This window comes from Corynebacterium kroppenstedtii (assembly GCF_016894245.1).
In the GTDB taxonomy this organism is placed as follows: Bacteria; Actinomycetota; Actinomycetes; order Mycobacteriales; family Mycobacteriaceae; genus Corynebacterium.
Genome location: NZ_CP069792.1, coordinates 2,197,940 through 2,216,287, shown reverse-complemented (window position 1 = coordinate 2,216,287; position 18,348 = coordinate 2,197,940). Strand labels below are relative to the sequence as shown.

At 52.6% G+C, this 18,348-nt stretch carries 14 protein-coding genes; 13 read left to right on the top strand and 1 reads right to left on the bottom strand.

Features of this window, described 5'->3' with window-relative positions:
• Positions 1 to 46: 46 nt before the first annotated feature.
• Complete coding sequence (locus tag I6J23_RS09525; protein WP_204583059.1) at positions 47 to 640, bottom strand: MBL fold metallo-hydrolase; 594 nt, start codon at positions 638 to 640, stop codon at positions 47 to 49.
• Positions 641 to 984: 344 nt separating this feature from the next.
• Here I6J23_RS09525 and uvrA point away from each other — a divergent pair, with 344 nt between their 5' ends.
• The 13 genes from uvrA (at position 985) to I6J23_RS09460 (ending at position 18,222) form a co-directional block, all read left to right on the top strand.
• On the top strand, positions 985 to 3,867 hold the full coding sequence (uvrA, locus tag I6J23_RS09520; RefSeq protein WP_204581852.1) for an excinuclease ABC subunit UvrA: 2,883 nt from the start codon (positions 985 to 987) through the stop codon (positions 3,865 to 3,867).
• A 70-nt stretch (positions 3,868 to 3,937) separates the two neighbouring features.
• Positions 3,938 to 5,317, top strand: a complete 1,380-nt coding sequence (locus tag I6J23_RS09515; protein ID WP_204581851.1) for a cystathionine beta-synthase — start codon at positions 3,938 to 3,940, stop codon at positions 5,315 to 5,317.
• A gap of 129 nt (positions 5,318 to 5,446) precedes the next feature.
• A complete protein-coding gene (locus I6J23_RS09510) occupies positions 5,447 to 6,610 on the top strand; it encodes a cystathionine gamma-synthase (RefSeq protein WP_204581850.1) in 1,164 nt (387 codons plus the stop codon).
• 418 nt (positions 6,611 to 7,028) lie between these two features.
• The gene (gene infC / locus I6J23_RS09505; protein ID WP_012731471.1) at positions 7,029 to 7,580 is read left to right on the top strand and encodes a translation initiation factor IF-3; all 552 of its coding nucleotides are present in this window, start codon (positions 7,029 to 7,031) and stop codon (positions 7,578 to 7,580) included.
• Positions 7,581 to 7,751: 171 nt separating this feature from the next.
• On the top strand, positions 7,752 to 7,946 hold the full coding sequence (gene rpmI, locus I6J23_RS09500; protein ID WP_046202952.1) for a 50S ribosomal protein L35: 195 nt from the start codon (positions 7,752 to 7,754) through the stop codon (positions 7,944 to 7,946).
• Positions 7,947 to 7,995: 49 nt separating this feature from the next.
• On the top strand, positions 7,996 to 8,376 hold the full coding sequence (gene rplT, locus I6J23_RS09495) for a 50S ribosomal protein L20 (protein WP_204581849.1): 381 nt from the start codon (positions 7,996 to 7,998) through the stop codon (positions 8,374 to 8,376).
• Positions 8,377 to 8,636: 260 nt separating this feature from the next.
• Entirely contained in the window at positions 8,637 to 9,626 is a 990-nt protein-coding gene (locus I6J23_RS09490) for a TrmH family RNA methyltransferase (protein WP_239454907.1), read from the top strand.
• A 50-nt stretch (positions 9,627 to 9,676) separates the two neighbouring features.
• Positions 9,677 to 10,714, top strand: coding sequence for a phenylalanine--tRNA ligase subunit alpha (gene pheS, locus I6J23_RS09485; protein ID WP_204581848.1), 1,038 nt, complete (start codon positions 9,677 to 9,679; stop codon positions 10,712 to 10,714).
• A 54-nt stretch (positions 10,715 to 10,768) separates the two neighbouring features.
• Complete coding sequence (gene pheT, locus I6J23_RS09480) at positions 10,769 to 13,315, top strand: phenylalanine--tRNA ligase subunit beta (RefSeq protein WP_204581847.1); 2,547 nt, start codon at positions 10,769 to 10,771, stop codon at positions 13,313 to 13,315.
• Between the two features lie 41 nt (positions 13,316 to 13,356).
• Positions 13,357 to 14,430 carry an N-acetyl-gamma-glutamyl-phosphate reductase gene (gene argC / locus I6J23_RS09475; RefSeq protein ID WP_204581846.1) on the top strand — a complete coding sequence of 358 codons (1,074 nt, stop codon included), beginning with the start codon at positions 13,357 to 13,359 and terminating at the stop codon, positions 14,428 to 14,430.
• Positions 14,431 to 14,544: 114 nt separating this feature from the next.
• Positions 14,545 to 15,726, top strand: coding sequence for a bifunctional glutamate N-acetyltransferase/amino-acid acetyltransferase ArgJ (argJ, locus tag I6J23_RS09470; protein ID WP_204581845.1), 1,182 nt, complete (start codon positions 14,545 to 14,547; stop codon positions 15,724 to 15,726).
• Positions 15,727 to 15,846: 120 nt separating this feature from the next.
• The gene (gene argB / locus I6J23_RS09465; RefSeq protein ID WP_204581844.1) at positions 15,847 to 16,881 is read left to right on the top strand and encodes an acetylglutamate kinase; all 1,035 of its coding nucleotides are present in this window, start codon (positions 15,847 to 15,849) and stop codon (positions 16,879 to 16,881) included.
• A gap of 78 nt (positions 16,882 to 16,959) precedes the next feature.
• Positions 16,960 to 18,222 (top strand): acetylornithine transaminase, encoded by a 1,263-nt coding sequence (locus I6J23_RS09460; protein WP_204581843.1) that lies wholly within the window; start codon positions 16,960 to 16,962, stop codon positions 18,220 to 18,222.
• The last annotated feature ends 126 nt before the right edge of the window (positions 18,223 to 18,348 follow it).

The window sequence follows — 18,348 nt, the reverse complement described above, 5'->3', positions numbered from 1 at the left end:
TACCCCGTGGGCGTGAGAACTGTTCGCCCACGGGGTAGAACGTTGATCACCACCCACGCTCACGCCATTCAGCGAGATGAGGATATTCGGCACCGAGTGTCGTATCGTCCCCATGTCCCGGGTGGATGCAGGTTGACCCATCATACACATCGAAGAGCTTGTGGGTGACGTCGTCTAATAAATGGTTGAAGGCCTCCGATGACGACGTTTTTCCAACTCCTCCAGGGAAAAGGGAATCGCCGGTGAAAATGTGAACGGGCACCTTGACATCGAGCGAAGATTGCGGGTTAAAGGCTATGGCCAGGCCCTCACGCGTGTGACCATGGAGAGTTATGCCGGTCAAGTGAAGGCCGGCTAGCTTTTCACTGATGAGGTCTAGCTTGTCTCCATCCTTGACGACGCGGTCAGCATCGACAGGTAAATCAGGTGCATCCCCGGCGGACGCATGATGTCGTGCCCCGGTCTGCTGGAGGACCTCTTGAAGGGCTCCGACGTGATCATAATGTGAATGCGTAGTGATAACGTCCGTTATTTTCACGCCCGCGGCATCGGCGAGATCGAGGAGGAAAGGCGCATCAGTTGCAGCGTCAATGAGGACTGACTGGTCATCTACTGCTAGGAAATAGCAGGAATTGTCCATGGATCCCACGGAGGTTTTAATAATAGAAACGACGCTTGTCTCGGATGAGGTCTCCCGTTCATCATGGACTTGAGGCGGAGCTTCATATACCAATCGCTGAACTTGTCGAGGGCCGTCAATATGCCCTGTGTATGAGCCGAAAACTATACGTTCGTTGGTACGAGGTGCCGCGTTACCGTTGTTTGCAGGTGACGTTTCCGAGTTTTGTGGAGTGTTGCTGGAAGTGCTCATGCGTCCACCCTAGGTCTTTTTGTGACGTTGTGTGCGGGACGGCCGGTTCTGGTCGTAGAATAGCGCGGTATTCGTTTCACAAACCATTATGAACGGTATAAGAAGGGAAATCTGTGGCAGATCGACTGATCGTCCGGGGAGCCAGTGAACATAACTTAAAAGGTGTTGATATCGATTTACCCCGAGACGAACTCATCGTTTTCACGGGTTTATCCGGGTCAGGTAAATCATCCCTTGCATTCGATACGATTTTTGCTGAGGGGCAGCGTCGCTACGTCGAGTCATTGAGCTCTTATGCCCGTCAATTCCTCGGCCAAATGGAGAAACCAGCGGTCGATTTTATTGAAGGTCTCTCACCGGCTGTTTCTATTGACCAGAAGTCAACGAACCATAATCCGCGATCAACGGTGGGGACGATCACCGAGGTTTATGATTATCTCCGACTTCTCTATGCACGGATTGGCATCCCGCATTGCCCAACCTGTGGTGCAGTCATTGAGCGCCAGACACCGCAGCAAATTGTTGACCAGATTATGGATATGGAGCAAGGACTCCGATTCCAAATCTTGGCCCCGGTTGTGCGAACACGAAAAGGGGAGTTTGTTGATCTATTCGAGAATCTTTCAGCACAGGGATATGTTCGTGTTCGTGTAGATGGAACGACTTATCATATTTCCGATGTTCCTCAGTTGGAAAAACAGGTCAAACATAATATCGAAGTTGTTATTGACCGCTTGTCAGTGAAACCGACTCAGAAGCAACGGTTAACAGATTCTGTTGAAACAGCACTGAACCTTGCTGATGGAGTAGTCATCTTTGACTTTGTCTCCTTAGATGATGATCATCCTTATCGTTTCCGACGTTTTAGCGAGAAGATGGCATGCCCGAATGGTCATCCACTAGCCATTGATGAACTAGAACCGAGAACGTTCTCGTTCAACTCGCCATACGGAGCGTGTCCCGAATGTGATGGGTTAGGGAGCAAGCTGACCGTTGATGAATCGTTAGTGATTCCTGACGATACAAAGCCCCTCGTCGAAGCCATCGCACCGTGGGTGAGTAACCATTCAACGTTTTATTCAAAAATGGTGGAGGCGATAGCCCAGCAGTTGGGAGTATCTCCGAGCACGCCGTGGAAAGACCTGACCGCGTCCCAGAAGCGGACGATCATGCATGGATCGAATCATCAGATTTCCATTCGTTATCGCAATGCTTATCGGAGGGTAAGGAAATATAGCGCGCCGTTTGAAGGGGTCATGCCATTTCTTCATCGGCGGATAGACCAGGCAGAGTCTGATTCGCAAAAACAGCGGTTCACGGCATATATGCGTGAGGTACCGTGCCCGAAGTGCCATGGAGCTCGTTTAAAGCCCGAGGTTCTTTCGGTAAAGATTGCTGGAGACTCTTCGGATGGCACCAATCAGGAGTTATCCATCGCGGAGCTCGGTGAGTTATCTATTTCTGACGCTTCGGTGTTCTTAAATTCGTTAACGCTCTCCTCTCGCGAGGAAATGATTTCCGGCCGGGTGCTCAAGGAAGTACAGGCGCGACTGACCTTCCTTCTCGACGTCGGACTGGAGTACCTCTCGCTATCTCGTTCGGCTGGAACCCTTTCAGGTGGAGAAGCTCAACGTATTCGTTTAGCGACGCAGATCGGCTCAGGCCTTGCGGGTGTGCTCTACGTCCTTGATGAACCTTCGATTGGCCTCCATCAGCGCGATAATCAACGATTAATCGCCACTCTGGAACAGCTCCGTGATCTGGGGAATACTCTCATCGTTGTCGAGCACGATGAAGAGACGATTCGTACAGCGGATTGGCTGGTCGATATTGGTCCTCGTGCTGGTGAATATGGTGGGGAAGTGGTCTATCAAGGCCGCCCGGATGGTATCGAGAAGTGTAAGAACTCGTTAACGGGTGACTATTTATCTCGTCGGCGGGTTTTAGCCGTTCCGGATACGCGTCGTGATCTTGATCAAGACCGCCACATCACGGTCGTTGAGGCTAAAGAAAATAACCTAAAGAATATCGATGTGTCTTTCCCGCTCGGTGTTTTGACCGTTGTCACTGGGGTATCAGGGTCAGGTAAGTCGTCTTTGGTGAATGGCGTTCTCGCATCGACACTGCAGAGAGATTTGAATGGTGCCCGCGTCGTTCCCGGTCGTCACCGTCGGATCGAGGGCCTGGAGCAGCTGGACAAGTTGGTGCAGGTTGATCAGAGTCCAATCGGCCGGACACCTCGTTCAAATCCTGCGACGTATACGGGAGTGTTCGACAAGATACGTAATCTTTTCGCCGAAACGCAAGAGGCAAAAGTGCGCGGCTATAAAGCCGGTCGTTTTTCGTTCAATGTTAAAGGTGGTCGGTGCGAAGCATGTCGCGGCGACGGAACAATCAAGATTGAAATGAATTTCCTCCCCGACGTGTATGTTCCGTGTGAAGTCTGTCATGGTGCGCGATACAACAGGGAAACTCTTGAGGTTAAATATAAAGGTAAAAACATCGCCGAAGTTCTTGATATGCCCATTTCTGAGGCTGCCGACTTTTTTGAACCGATCACCTCTATCCACCGATATCTCGCGACTTTAGTTGACGTCGGTTTGGGTTATGTCCGTTTGGGGCAGTCGGCAACGACGCTGTCCGGTGGTGAAGCGCAACGCGTTAAATTAGCCTCCGAGTTGCAGAAACGCTCCCGTGGTCGGACGATGTATATCCTTGATGAGCCCACGACGGGGTTGCATTTTGAAGATATTCGTAAGCTCATGCTCGTGATTCAAGGTCTCGTTGATAAAGGGAATTCCGTTATCGTTATCGAGCACAATCTAGATGTCATCAAGATGGCAGATTGGGTTATAGATATGGGGCCAGAGGGCGGTGCCGGTGGGGGGCGTGTCGTCGATCAAGGAACGCCCGAAGATCTCGTGGACCGTCGGGAAGAAACTGGTTCCTATACTGCGAAATATTTGGCGGATATGCTTCCCGGAAAGAGTAAGTAATTACAGGTACATCCGATCTACAGACCGGTCGGTCTAACTGATCGGGATTGGGGTTTCTATACTCGATCCCATGAAACTGTTGAAACATATCACTGAGGCAGTTGGTGATACGCCTTTAGTGCAGCTGCAGTCTGTTGTTCCGGATGGAGCGGGCTTAGTTGCAGCCAAAATTGAATACCTTAACCCGGGCGGAAGTTCTAAGGACCGCATAGCGAAAAAGATTATCGATGCTGCGGAGAAAGAAGGAAAACTTAAGCCCGGCGGAACCATTATCGAACCGACGTCGGGAAATACCGGAGTCGGTTTAGCGATGGTTGCCCAAGAGCGCGGATACAAGTGCATTTTTGTCTGCCCTGACAAAGTGGGCAAAGACAAAATCGATGTTCTTCGCGCCTACGGTGCTGAAGTCGTTGTGTGCCCGACGGCCGTGGAGCCCGATAGTCCGGACTCTTATTATTCAGTGTCAGATCGCCTTGTTTCCGAAACACCCGGAGCCTTTAAACCCGATCAGTACTCCAACCCAAATGGGCCTGCTAGCCATTATGAATCCACCGGGCCAGAAATCTGGCGAGACACTGACGGGAAAATTACTCACTTCGTCGCAGGAGTGGGCACGGGTGGAACGATTACGGGCACCGGGCGTTTCCTCAAGGAGGTTTCGGACGGGGCAGTCAAAGTCATTGGTGCTGATCCCGAGGGCTCGGTCTATTCGGGTGGTTCCGGACGCCCGTATCTCATCGAAGGAGTCGGTGAGGATATGTGGCCTGACGCCTATGACCGTAACCTTCCTGATGAGATCATTTCTGTGACTGATGCTGAAGCTTTTACAATGACGCGTCGCCTGGCAAGGGAAGAAGGTCTTTTAGTTGGTGGATCGTCGGGGATGGCCGTTGTGGCTGCAATAAAGGTCGCTCAACGGGATCCGGACGCTAAAATTGTTGTTCTTTTGCCTGATGGTGGCCGTGGATACTTAGGCAAGATTTTTAATGACGAGTGGATGCTTTCGTATGGTTTTGATACCGGACGCCCACGTGAACAAGAAGAGCCAACCATAGCCGACATCCTCCGTCGCAAGAACGATTCAGCATCGCTTCCCGCTTTCGTTCACACTCACCCGAATGAAACCATCCGTGATGCCGTCAATATTTTGCGGGAATTCAATGTATCTCAGATGCCAGTGTTAGCGGCTGAGCCCCCGATCGTGGTGGGAGAAAGTCGTGGCGCTGTCACCGAAAGAGGCTTGCTACGGGCTGTGTACGAGGATGGTCATTCGTTGTCAGATTCGGTCTCATCCGTGATGGAGGACCCCATGCCCCTCGTCGGCGATCAAGAGCGAGCATCTGAGGCTATCAAGCAATTAGAGAGCGCGGATTCGCTGATGGTTCTCGCTGATGGCGTTCCGGTTGGAGTGGTGACTCGGCAAGACCTACTTGGTTTCGCCAAAAAGTAAAACATGAGAAGCGAAGCCTAGCGGGGTGAGTGATCATCCACTCTGAGTGAGTTGCGGCATCTTTGACCTGGATGGCAGTGACTGCGAGAGATAAAAATAAAACCAGTATGTTCTAGAGAAAGGGCAAACATGAGTGAAATAGAAAACGGAGACGCTCGAGACCGAGGATTGGAGACGTCTGCCGTTCACGCAGGGTGGACACCGGAGGCTGCAACTGGAGCAGTTAACCCACCAATTTATGCAACATCTACTTATGCTCAAGACGGGGTCGGTGGACTGCGCGGTGGTTACGAGTACTCCAGGACGGGAAACCCAACCCGCACTGCGTTGGAAAAAGCAATTGCTGAGCTAGAGCGGGGCAAGTATGGGCGTGCTTTCGGCTCAGGAATGGCGGCTAGTGATGCAGTTTTACGGGCCATGCTCAAACCCGGCGACCACATCATCATCCCCAATGACGCATATGGCGGAACTTTCCGACTCATTGACAAGATTTTTGCGAAGTGGGGGATCGATTACACGCCGGTGGCAATTAACGATCTCGACGAAGTGCAATCCGCGCTCACTGATCGAACGCGGCTGGTTTGGGCTGAGTCCCCAACCAATCCATTGTTGACTATTGCGGATATCCCTGCTTTGGCTAAAATTTCGCACAGCGTGAATGCTCGCTTAGCGGTGGACAATACATTTGCTACTCCAGCTTTGCAGCAACCGTTATCGCTCGGCGCGGACATCGTCGTCCATTCGACCACGAAATACATTGGTGGGCACTCTGATGTGGTAGGCGGAGCAGTAGTGACGGCTGACCAAGCAGTCGATGATGAGGTTGCTTTCTTGCAGAATTCTGCCGGTGCGATTGCCGGGCCCTTCGACTCATTCCTTACTCTGCGTGGGCTGAGGAGTCTGCCAGTCCGGATGGAGCGACACAGTACGAATGCCCAGGCCATAGCTAACCGATTAGTTGATCATCCAGCGGTTAAAGAGGTCATTTACCCAGGGCTGGAGAGCCACCCCGGGTACACGGTTGCGACAGCTCAAATGTCCAATTTTGGGGGCATGGTCTCTCTTCGACTTGCTGACCACGATGCGGCACAGCGTCTATGCAAGAACACATCAGTGTTTACCCTTGCTGAATCGCTCGGTGGAGTTGAATCACTGATCGAACATCCAGCAGCCATGACCCATGCGTCGACAGCGGGGTCGGTCTTGGAAGTCCCTGATGACTTGGTACGGCTTTCGGTTGGCCTGGAATCTGCCGAAGACCTTATCGCCGACCTATTGCAGGCCCTTGACTAGTTATCACGCCTGGCAATAGCGCACCTTCAATAGGCGCGTAAACGGGAGCGCTTAACCAAAGATTTGGTAGTAATCCCACGACCCTGCTATCGTGATCTACACGACCGTCCGACGTGGTGAAAATCCACGCGGGCTACAAGCGGAGGATGCTCCCACCACGTGACCGCCAAAAGGTTGGACTCTGGTAGAAGGTTACCCACTAGTTTTGGCTTACGCTTAAAGCTTAGATGTTGGGCCTTGGTGGCATCCCCGTCTTACAGAGTGGATCTGTAAAGCGGGGATTCTTTTATGGCGCAGCAAGGGAGCCTACTCCTCGGGTGTTGGCACCTGTGTGTTATACGCACGCGTGAAAGCGCCTGTGAGTCCGGTTCAAGGTTGATCCAGCGCTTGTAGCACGTCAGTGCGGCCAGACCAGTCAATGTTCATCCCTATTGAGGAGTCTCACATCAGCGCTGAAGCTCGCATCAATGAGCGAATTCGTGTCCCCGAAGTTCGACTCGTTGGCCCTAGTGGCGAACAAGTTGGAATCGTGCGTACCGACGATGCTCGCAAGCTCGCCTATGACGCCGATCTTGATCTTGTTGAGGTTGCGCCACGTGCAAAACCGCCTGTGGCCAAGATTATGGATTACGGCAAGTACAAGTACGAGCAGGCACAAAAGGCTCGCGAATCTCGCCGCAACCAGCAGCAGACCGTCGTCAAGGAGCAAAAGTTCCGGCCCAAGATCGACGATCATGATTATGAGACTAAGAAGGGCAATGTTGTCCGGTTCTTGGAGAAAGGCTCCAAGGTTAAGGTCACAATCATGTTCCGTGGTCGTGAGCAGTCTCGTCCGGAATTAGGTTTCCGGTTGCTCGAGCGCTTGGCTGATGACGTCGCCGATGCCGGCGTCGTTGAATCTCGGCCTAAGCAAGATGGTCGCAATATGACTATGGTTCTCGGTCCTGTGCGCCGAAAAGGGAAGAAGTAGTCCTTCTTCCAACCACAGGGCAGTGTATGAGCTACTGAGGGATTCCGGTGTGTTTCTTTCTGTGAGTGCTCTGCCCAGTGCGGCCTTAGCCGGGAAGGAGTAGATCGATTCACGACTATCTCGGCAGCGTGCAAGACCAACTCATTCAATTTGTGCAAAGGAAAATCGGCAGTGAAGCAGAAGACCCACAGCGGAATTAAGAAGCGCATCAAGAAGACGGGCTCCGGCAAACTCCGCCGCGAGCAGGCTAATCGCCGTCACCTTCTCGAGGGCAAGCCATCGACCCGCACCCGTCGTTTGAAGGGCGATACTTCCGTTTCCCGTAACGACACTAAGCGCGTTAAGCGGCTCCTGGGCGAGGGCTAGAAATCACCCGCTCGATAACACCCCCGACTAGATAGAAGGAAGTAACACTGTGGCTCGTGTGAAGCGTTCAGTTAATGCTAAGAAGAAGCGTCGCGAGGTCTTGAAGTCAGCGAAGGGCTACCGCGGACAGCGCTCCCGCCTGTACCGTAAGGCTAAGGAGCAGATGCTCCACTCGAAGACTTACGAGTTCCGGGATCGCCGTGCGAAGAAGGGTGATTTCCGCAAACTGTGGATCACTCGTATTAATGCAGCGGCTCGTCAGAACGACATGACCTACAACCGCCTCATCCAGGGTCTCCGACTCGCTGGTGTAGACATTGATCGTAAGAACCTCGCTGATCTCGCCGTTTCGGATGAGCAGGCATTCTCCGCATTGTGTGCGACTGCTAAAGACGCTTTGCCAGAGGACGTTAACGCTCCGGCGAAGTAGTTTTTAGCTTCTCTCGTCTCCACACCATCGGCGTGTGTCATCACAACTCCCTGTGGTGGTTACGGCTCGTACATGGTGGGGCACGGGATATATTTTGTCGTCGCTCCATTGAGAGCGACGTTTTCTTTATATTGAGTTAAGTCGGGTCAATCACAAGCGAATTTTTGTTCTTGTGGCCATTCTTTGGCTAGCTACATCGACCATGGCGGCCCGTCATATTCACAAGAATTGAAAAGAACTGCTGAGTGATGTGCGATCACGTGGATGACACTTCCGAAATATCTACCAACTATCCCCATCGTCGTTTAACCTATGATCGACCAGATCAGGTTTTTACGGTGAGAACTCCGAGGATTATCGCAGCCCGGAAGCTACTTAAGGCGGCTGGCCGACGAAAAGAAAAGAAGTTTCTTGTCGAGGGCTTTAATGGTGTAGAGGGGGCTTTATCGGCGGGTGTCGCTAGAGAAGTGTTGGTGGCCGATGCCACCTGGGAAAAGTTTTCTACGCTAATAGAGTTGGGCCGTGAAGAGCGTATTCCGGTGAGCTTAATCGATGATAAAGCTGCTTCAGCCTTGTCGGAGACAGTTAGCGATAGCGGAGTATTCGCTACGTGCCAATTACTCTCCACGTCAGTGGAATCATGTATCAAGCGGGCGCGAAGGGGGCGTGGCCTCGTCGCCGTCGGAATTGATATGTCTGATCCAGGTAACGCCGGGACGTTTATCCGAACGGCCGATGCCGTTGGCGCGGACTGTGTTGTGTTCCTTGGAAATTCGGTCGATATTCACAATGGCAAAACTGTCAGATCAGCAGCAGGATCGGTATTTCGTATACCGATTGGGCGTGAACGAGACATAAAAAGCTCCCTCGACGATTTATCCTCAGCAGGATTCCAGATAGTAGCGACGACTATTGACGGTGAAACCTCCCTCGACGAGGCTGCCGATGAAGCTGCTCAATGGCGTATTCAGCGTGCGCGAACAGCAGAAGATATGGGGGAGCTAGAAGACGTAGGAGCTGGTTTACCGCAGATGGACGCAAAACCCCCGATGATGACTCATCCCAGTGCCTGGCTTTTTGGCAATGAAGCCCATGGCCTTTCACCGGATATCGCAGACTTTGCCGACGTCAGGGTCCGCATTCCAATCAGAGGAAACGCTGAGTCGTTTAATGTCGCTGGTGCTGCTGCGATTACGCTTTACGAGGCTTCACGCGCTCTTAGTTCGTCCCAACGTATTGATAGACTCTGAATCAGATTATCGACGCAAGTCAGTAGTTACTCGTGAAAGGTTTCGCCCCCGTGTCAGAAATTGATGTGTCCGAAGCATCACTGAATGCCGCCGCTGATGCTGCGATTAGCGCATTTGACCAAGCGACGACGCTAGACGATTTAGCACAAGCACGAAAAGAGCATCTCGGGGATTCTGCTCCCATCCCTCTGGCACGACGATCGCTAGGTTCCCTGCCGAAATCGGAACGAAAAGACGCCGGCAGGGCAGTCAATAAGGCTCGAGGGCGTGTCGAGAAGAGTTTTGCAGAGCGTAAGGCTGTGCTTGAGGAAGAGCGCAACCAGGCTGTACTTCGTTCGGAGCGCCTGGATGTCACGATTCCGTCAACGCGTCGGCCCATTGGTGCGATGCACCCGATTACCCAAATTTCTGAGCATATACAGGATATTTTCGTAGGCATGGGGTGGGAAATCGCCGACGGTCCCGAGGTTGAGGCCGAGTATTTCAATTTCGATGCATTGAATTTCGTGCCTGATCATCCTGCGCGAACGCTGCAGGATACATTCCACATCGCTCCGGAAGGTTCGGGCCAAGTGCTTCGTACGCACACTAGCCCGGTGCAGATGCGGACCATGTTGTCCCGTGATTTGCCTATCTACATTGCTTGCCCTGGACGTACATTCCGTACTGATGAACTCGACGCTACTCACACACCAGTTTTCCACCAGGTTGAAGGTCTAGCGGTGGATAAGGGCCTTACGATGGCGCACCTTCACGGAACGCTGGATCATTTAGCAAAAGTCCTTTTTGGCGAGAACACTAAGACGCGTTTCCGGACCAATTATTTCCCCTTCACCGAGCCTTCCGCGGAGGTCGACGTCTGGTTCCCAGAGAAGAAAGGCGGAGCAGGCTGGATTGAGTGGGGCGGTTGTGGAATGGTGAATCCGAACGTTCTGCAAGCTGCCGGCATAGATTCAGACGAATATACAGGTTTTGCATTCGGTATGGGCTTAGAGCGGACATTGCAGTTTAGAAATAACCTTCCGGACATGCGTGACATGGTTGAAGGAGATATCAGGTTCACCGGGCCTTTCGGGATTCGGGCATAGCCTCCACACCACTACTTCGTCTGCTATTTATCTTTCTTCTGTAAGGAGTCTTCCATGTTCATGCCCCAACGCTGGATTACTGAAATCCTGAACTATGCAAATCCCGGTTGGTCAGTCACATCAGAAGAGCTTGATTCTGCCTACGTTCGTGTTGGGTTTGAAACCGAGGGGTATGAGACAATCCCCGAGACGACGGGTCCACTTGTCTTAGGACGGGTGGAAAAAATCGAGGAACTTGAAGGTTTTAAGAAACCTATTCGTTACTGTGATGTCAACGTTGGTAAAGCGAATGGCTCGGGCGAACTCCAACACATTATTTGTGGAGCGCGAAACTTTGCCGAGGGAGACATCGTTGTGGTGGCCTTGCCCGGCACAGTTCTTCCTGGCGATTTTTCGATCAGTGCCCGCAAAACGTACGGCAAAATATCCGAGGGAATGTTGTGCTCCGCGATGGAGCTGGGGCTGTCACGAACTCAGAACAAGGGCATCATCACTCTGCCGACTAAGGCGGGGCAACCCGGCAACGATCCCCGGCCTTTCCTGAGATTGTCCGACACTATCTTTGATGTCAACATCACCCCAGACCGTGGCTATGCCCTGTCGGCCCGTGGATTAGCACGAGAAATTGCATCCAGTTTCAACCTCACGTACGTCGATCCCGCTGACGATCCTGCAGCCGCAGAACTACGTGTTCAGGTGCCCGACGTGTCCGGGGACGCTATTCCGGTTGATGTTCGTAATACAACTGATGTCAAACGCTTTGGGATCCGCGAGGTTCGTGGAATTGATCCGTCGGCGACGACCCCATTTTGGATGGAACGCCAACTCATGTTGTGTGGCCAAAGGCCAGTGAATGTGCCGACCGACGTCACCAACTACGTCATGTTCCTGTACGGCCAGCCCATGCACGCGTTCGATGCTGACAAGATCGATGGCGGCTTGACCGTACGTGATGCGCAGCAAGGCGAAACGCTGACCACGTTGGACGGGGTCGAAAGGAATTTGGATCCTGAGGACCTCGTCATCGCGGACGAGACCGGAATTCAGTCCATGGCTGGGGTGATGGGCGGTTCTACGTCGGAAATCAGTGATTCGACGACGTCTGTCTACCTCGAAGCTGCGAACTTTGATGCCATGACCATTGCTCGGACATCGCGGCGTCACAAACTGTCGTCCGAGGCTTCCCGACGCTTCGAACGTGGTGTCGATCCCGCATTGGTAGAAGTTGCTCTTGATACCGCGGCGGCGCTCATCGCTGGGATCGCTGGGGGCGAGATCGCGTCCGGACGGACCCTCATTGGCGACGTTCCCACTATGCCGACGATCCAGATGGACGACGATTATCCGTCACAGATGGCGGGCGTCGATTATCCGAGGGGGACTGCGGAGAAGCGCCTGAAGGAAATCGGATGTGCGGTGACTCAAGCCCAGGAAGGCGAGGGCGCGGCTCCGCTGCTCTCCGTTACTCCGCCGACCTGGCGTCCTGACCTCACGATGAAAGCTGACCTGGTCGAAGAGGTTCTGCGACTCGAAGGCATTGAGGACATTCCATCCGTCGTTCCTCAGTCGCCGGCAGGTCGTGGGCTCACCCCTCGGCAACGGCGGCGCCGTGCAGTAGGACATGCCTTGGCGTGGAGTGGATACACCGAGACTCTGCCCAGCCCCTTTATCGCAGATGACACCTTTGATGTCTGGGGTCTGGAGAAGAACGATCCACGGCGGAATGTCGTTAAGGTTCTTAATCCGCTGGAATCGGGGTACAGTTCACTGGGAACAACGCTGCTTCCGTCGTTGCTGGACTCATTGAAACGCAATATCGACCGTGGTCAAGCCGATGTTTCTCTGTATGGTGTCGAGCAGGTTTCCTTTGATGAGGGCAATGGTCCATCACCCATGTTGGATGTGTCGGCCCGACCTAGCGAGTCTGAGGTTCACGCACTTATCCATTCGTTACCGAGCCAGCCATTGCATGTAGGCACTGTCTCGTCAGGATTGTGGACGAGTAATGGTCCATGGGGCGCGGGCCGTCCGGTGGGCACGATGGACGCAATCGAGTCCGTACGCGTGGTCGGACGTGCCGTGGGTATTAACTTCGAGTTCGTGAATGTGGACCATCTACCCTGGCATCCGGGCCGTTGTGCTGGAGTTTTCTTGCAGGGATCTCCTAATCACGAGCCTGAAAGCGCCATTGGTTTTGCAGGAGAGCTTCATCCTCAAGTGTGCGAACGGTTGGGAATTCCGGCCAGGACTGTCGCCGCGGAAATCAACCTGGATGCCATCCCATTTGTACGTGAGGCAGTCTCTCCTCAACTTTCTCCATTCCCGGCAGTGCTCCAAGATGTCGCGGTTGTCGTCGATGAGTCGGTGCCTGCGGAAGAGCTGCGTCGATCGTTGATGACGGGTGCAGGGGAGCTGCTGGAATCGATTGACCTGTTTGATATCTACCGCTCCGAGGCATTGGGCGAGAACAAGGTTTCTATGACCTTTGCGCTGAAGTTTAGAGCATCGGATCGGACCTTGACGGAAGAGGAGTGTAACGAGGCCCGCCAATCGGCAGTGGCTCATGCTAATGAGGAATTAGGGGCCGTTCTCCGTAGCTGAATAATTTGCACGCAAGTGCATATATAAGTACTGTCCACCATATGACAGTTTCAGTGGCAGTAGCCGGAGCGACGGGATACGCTGGCAGCGAAATCCTCAGGCTCCTTCTCTCCCATCCTCAGTATCGGGCCGGTTCTATGATCATTGGGGCATTGACGGGTGCTTCTCACGCAGGTCAAAGTGTTGAAGCCTTGATGCCTCACTTGGTGGAATTACACGGACGCACCATTGAAAAGACCGAGCCCTCGCGCCTGGCTGAGCATGACATCGTTTTTCTGGCACTGCCACACGGTCATTCAGCGAAGATCGCACAATCCTTACCTGATGAAACGCTAATCATCGATTGTGGAGCTGATTTCCGTCTCGCAGATGGAGAGCAATGGGCAGCGTTTTATGACTCTCCTTATGCGGGATCATGGCCGTATGGAATTCCCGAGATGCCCGGGCATAGGAAGCAAATAGCCAGTGCTCGGCGCATTGCCGTTCCCGGGTGTTTCCCAACCGGCGCGACGCTGGCTGTACTTCCAGCATTGACTTCGAAGCTCATCACTCCAGAAATCTCTATTGTCTCTGTGTCGGGTGTGTCTGGTGCTGGTAAGAAGCCCTCAGTGGGCATGTTGGGGTCAGAAACGATGGGGTCGGCTAGGGCGTATAAGACGGGTGGGAAACATCGTCATACCCCGGAGATCATTCAGAATTTACAAGAAGCGTGTGACGAGCCTGTTCAGGTATCTTTCACTCCTGTTCTCGCGCCGATGCAGCGGGGAATTTTGACGACGGCATCTGCTCCGGCGTCGGACGAATTGATAGCCCTTACTGAAAAAGATCCTGAGGCAGCTCGGGACGCAGTCAAAGCGGCATATCGGTCGTTTTATAGCGACGAGAAATTCGTCGTTGTCTTAAACGGTGACCAGCAGCCAGCAACACAATCCGTGCTGGGATCGAACGCGGTTCATATCCAGGCCGAATATGATGTCGCAGCGCGACGAGTAGTTGTGACCTCAGCTATTGACAATTTGGTGAAGGGAACTGCCGGAGCTGCTATCCAATGCATGAATATTGCGCAAGGGTGGCCGGAAGATTCTGCACTGAGCATTAATGGCGTTGCGCCGTAATGGTGGGTTCTTGCTCTCATGAGTTACTCATGAGTTTTCTTACTCCACATTGTCGGGTTTCGTTCAACCCTTTTACATTTTTAGCACCGTGTTATTTATTTTTAAGGAATCGTTGTGTCATTACTGGGGATCACCGGGCCGATGGGGTTTCGGGCAGCATCGACCACGGCAGGTATTAAGGCGTCGGGCAAACCCGACATGTGTCTCGTCGTCAATGACGGGCCGCGTGATGTAGCAGCAGGAGTCTTCACACGAAATAAAATACGGGCTGCGCCTGTCGAGGTGACGACTGCCAACATCAGTGACGGCCATCTGCGTGCCGTGGTTTTTAATGCTGGTAACGCGAATGCGTGTACAGGTGAGCAGGGAATTGAGGACGCGCGCGATATGGCTTCCGCTGTGTCCTCATATGTTAATTGTGATCCTCACGATGTGGCTGTGTGCTCGACTGGCATCATCGGTGATCATCTCCCTATGGAGTGTGTCAACGCAGGTATTGATGCATTAAGCCGTGGCATTGATTCGACGAATGCGTCGTCGGACGACGCTGGTACGGCCGCCGCAGAAGCGATTATGACGACCGATACTGTCCCCAAACAGGCAGGTTATGTAGGGGAGGGCTGGCGGATCGGAGCAATGGTTAAAGGAGTGGGAATGATTTCCCCCTCTTTGGCTACGATGCTGTGCTGCATCACTACCGACGCAGTCGTGGACGCAGACACAGCCCGCGATGCACTGCGTGCAGCAGCCTTAACAACGTTTGATCGCTTAGATATTGATGGATCGACCTCGACGAATGACACGGCGTTGCTGTTGTCGTCGGGCGCCAGTGGTGTTTCGCCTAGTCAGGAAGAGTTTGCTGATGCGCTCTGTCAGGTTTGCAATGACCTTGCTTCACAGATGCAAGGCGATGCTGAGGGCGTGACCAAGCGGGTGTCTATTAAGGTCACCGGCGCTGCTAACGACTCTGAAGCGCTCCTCGCGGCGCGAACTATCGGGCGGGACAATTTAACGAAGTGCGCCATGTTTGGTTCTGATCCCAACTGGGGCCGTGTGCTGGCTGCCGTAGGAATAGCCGACGTGGAGATGGATCCGCATGGTATCTCGGTGTCATTTAACGATCATGTGGTGTGCAGGAATTCTGCGGCTGTCGAGGGGAGTCGGGACGTTGATATCTCAGGTCCAGACATCTCCGTGGCTGTCGATTTGAGTACGGGGCGGCAAGGCGAGGCCACTGTTCGCACCACAGATCTTTCTTTCTCATACGTTGAAATCAATTCAGCTTATACAACGTAGGCGCGCAGTGACGTAGAACAATGTGAGGTCGATTTTTATGTTGACTTATTTGTGATGCGCTTCATGATGTTGGACTTAGCGGTGATAAAAATTAATAGATACGAGTGAGGGATAATATTCATGGTGAGGTCATTAACTGCCGCTTTAACCCCAGAAATGCGGGCGCATACTTTAGCTGAAGCTCTTCCGTGGCTCACCCATTATCGGGACACCATCGTCGTTATTAAATATGGCGGCAATGCCATGATCGACGACGAGTTAAAGCGCGCGTTTGCCGAGGACATGGTTTTTCTTCGGACTGTCGGTGTTAAGCCAGTCGTCGTCCACGGTGGGGGACCGCAGATTAATGATATGCTTTCACGTTTAGGTCTCGAAGGCGAGTTTAAAGGCGGATATCGGGTCACTACCCCTGAGGTGTTGGAAGTTGCCCGCATGGTCTTATTCGGGAAAGTGGGCAGAGAACTCGTTAACCTCATCAATCAATTTGGTCCTTATGCCGTAGGTACATCAGGTGAAGATGCGAGCTTATTTACTGCTCGGCAGCGGTATGCTGTCGTGGATGGAGTTCGGGAAGACATAGGATTAGTCGGGGATATTGTTGACGTCGAACCATCGACGATTTTGGATTTAATCCAGGCCGGACGAATTCCAGTGGTATCGACCATTGCGCCAGGCAACGATGGACACGTGTATAACGTCAACGCGGATTCCGCAGCCGCCGCATTGGCACAAGCCTTGGGTGCTGAGAGGTTACTGGTCTTAACGAATGTGGAAGGACTGTATACCGAATGGCCTGACAAGGAGTCCCTGGTTTCAAAGATCACTATCTCTGGTGCTCGTTCTGTGTTTCCCCGCTTGGAATCTGGCATGATTCCAAAAATAGAATCTGCAGTTGAAGCAGTTGATCACGGTGTCAAAGCAGCAAGCATTATCGACGGCCGTATTGCTCACAGCGTGCTTCTAGAGTTATTGACCTCGGGTGGAATCGGTACCATGATTATCCCTGATGACGAGGACCCTGTCGTTCGTGCTGACCACCTCATTTATCGCCATTCTTACGGGATGGATGAAGAAGGAATAGTTTATGGTGCGGATCGTCGTCCCTACACGGGGGATACTACGCAGAAGCCAACGCACCCTGATTCCGCTCAATGACCCCAAGTCTTTTTCAAAGTTCTGTTTCGTGACACACCCGGTGCGCTCCAAAAAAATCGATATATCGAAAGTTGTGACATGAATAATTCTTTAGAATTTTCTGGTTCTGCCCTAGAAAAATCCTGGAAGGAACGTTGGTCCTCGACAATGATGAATAATTATGGCGAGCCGCCATTGCAATTGATCAGCGGTCGTGGCGCACGAGTAAGGGATTCCCAGGGGAAGGATTATATTGATTTTCTTGCGGGTATCGCGGTCAATTCACTTGGGTATGGCAATAGTGAATTAGCAAAAGCGATTGCCGCCCAAGCGAATAATCTTACCCACACTTCAAATTTGTTTTCTAATGAGCCATCGTTGCTTTTAGCTGAAAAGTTGAAGGAACGGTTGTGGGAAGGTCGTCATGATCAGGAGGATCACAACGCAGATAGTGGTCGCACTGTGTCGACCACGCGCGTAGCTTTCTGCAATTCGGGAACCGAAGCCAATGAAATGGCCTTTAAGTTAGCTAGGCTTACGGGTAAGCGGCGTATTTTAGCCGCGCTGAATGGATTTCATGGTCGAACAATGGGGTCATTGGCCATGACAGGTCAGCCGGCCAAACGTGATATTTTTGCTCCGCTTCCAGGGGGAGTGGAATTTTTCCACTACAACGACACGCCTTATCTAGAAAAACTCGTTGAGATCCAGCCCGATGAGGTCGCCGCTATTATCGTCGAGCCGATTCAGGGCGAAACCGGCGTGATTCCCGCGTCGAGGGAATTTTTGAGAGATATCCGTCGTATCGCGGACCACGTCGGTGCTCTCATGATCTGTGACGAGGTGCAGACGGGTAATGGCCGTACCGGAGACTACTTCGCGTTTCAGGATGCTGGAATTATTCCCGACGTGGTGACAACGGCTAAGGGATTGTCGGCAGGGCTTCCGATAGGTGCGTGCGCGGCGACGGGGGGAGCCTCCTCTTTCTTTACTCCAGGGGCTCACGGTTCGACGTTTGCTGGCAACCCGGTCGCGGCATCCGCCGGGTTAGTGGTCCAACAATACTGCGACGACGGCCTTGTCCACCATGTCAAGAGCATTGGCCGCCGTTTACGTTCAGCATTGTCGTCATTGCCTCATGTCGTTCAGGTGCGGGGACGTGGTCTCATGCTGGGGGTTGTTTTAGATTCGCCTATCGCCAAAGAAGTTGTTTCAGATGCGCGTGACCGTGGAGTAATCCTCAATGCCCCCGCGGAGTCGGTATTGCGTATTACTCCACCCCTGGTTCTTAGCGATGAAGAATGCGACGAAGGCGTAAGCCGACTGAAAAAATCGTTCGAGAGCGTAGTGCGAGAACAATGATGCTTCACTGCCAGTTAAAACGGTGTCTCCGTGGGGAAAGACTCAGTTAATGGCAGACGCATCAAGATCGGTTGTTATACAGTTAAAATTTGCTATTTATATGTAGACGTAATTACGAGGTGTGAG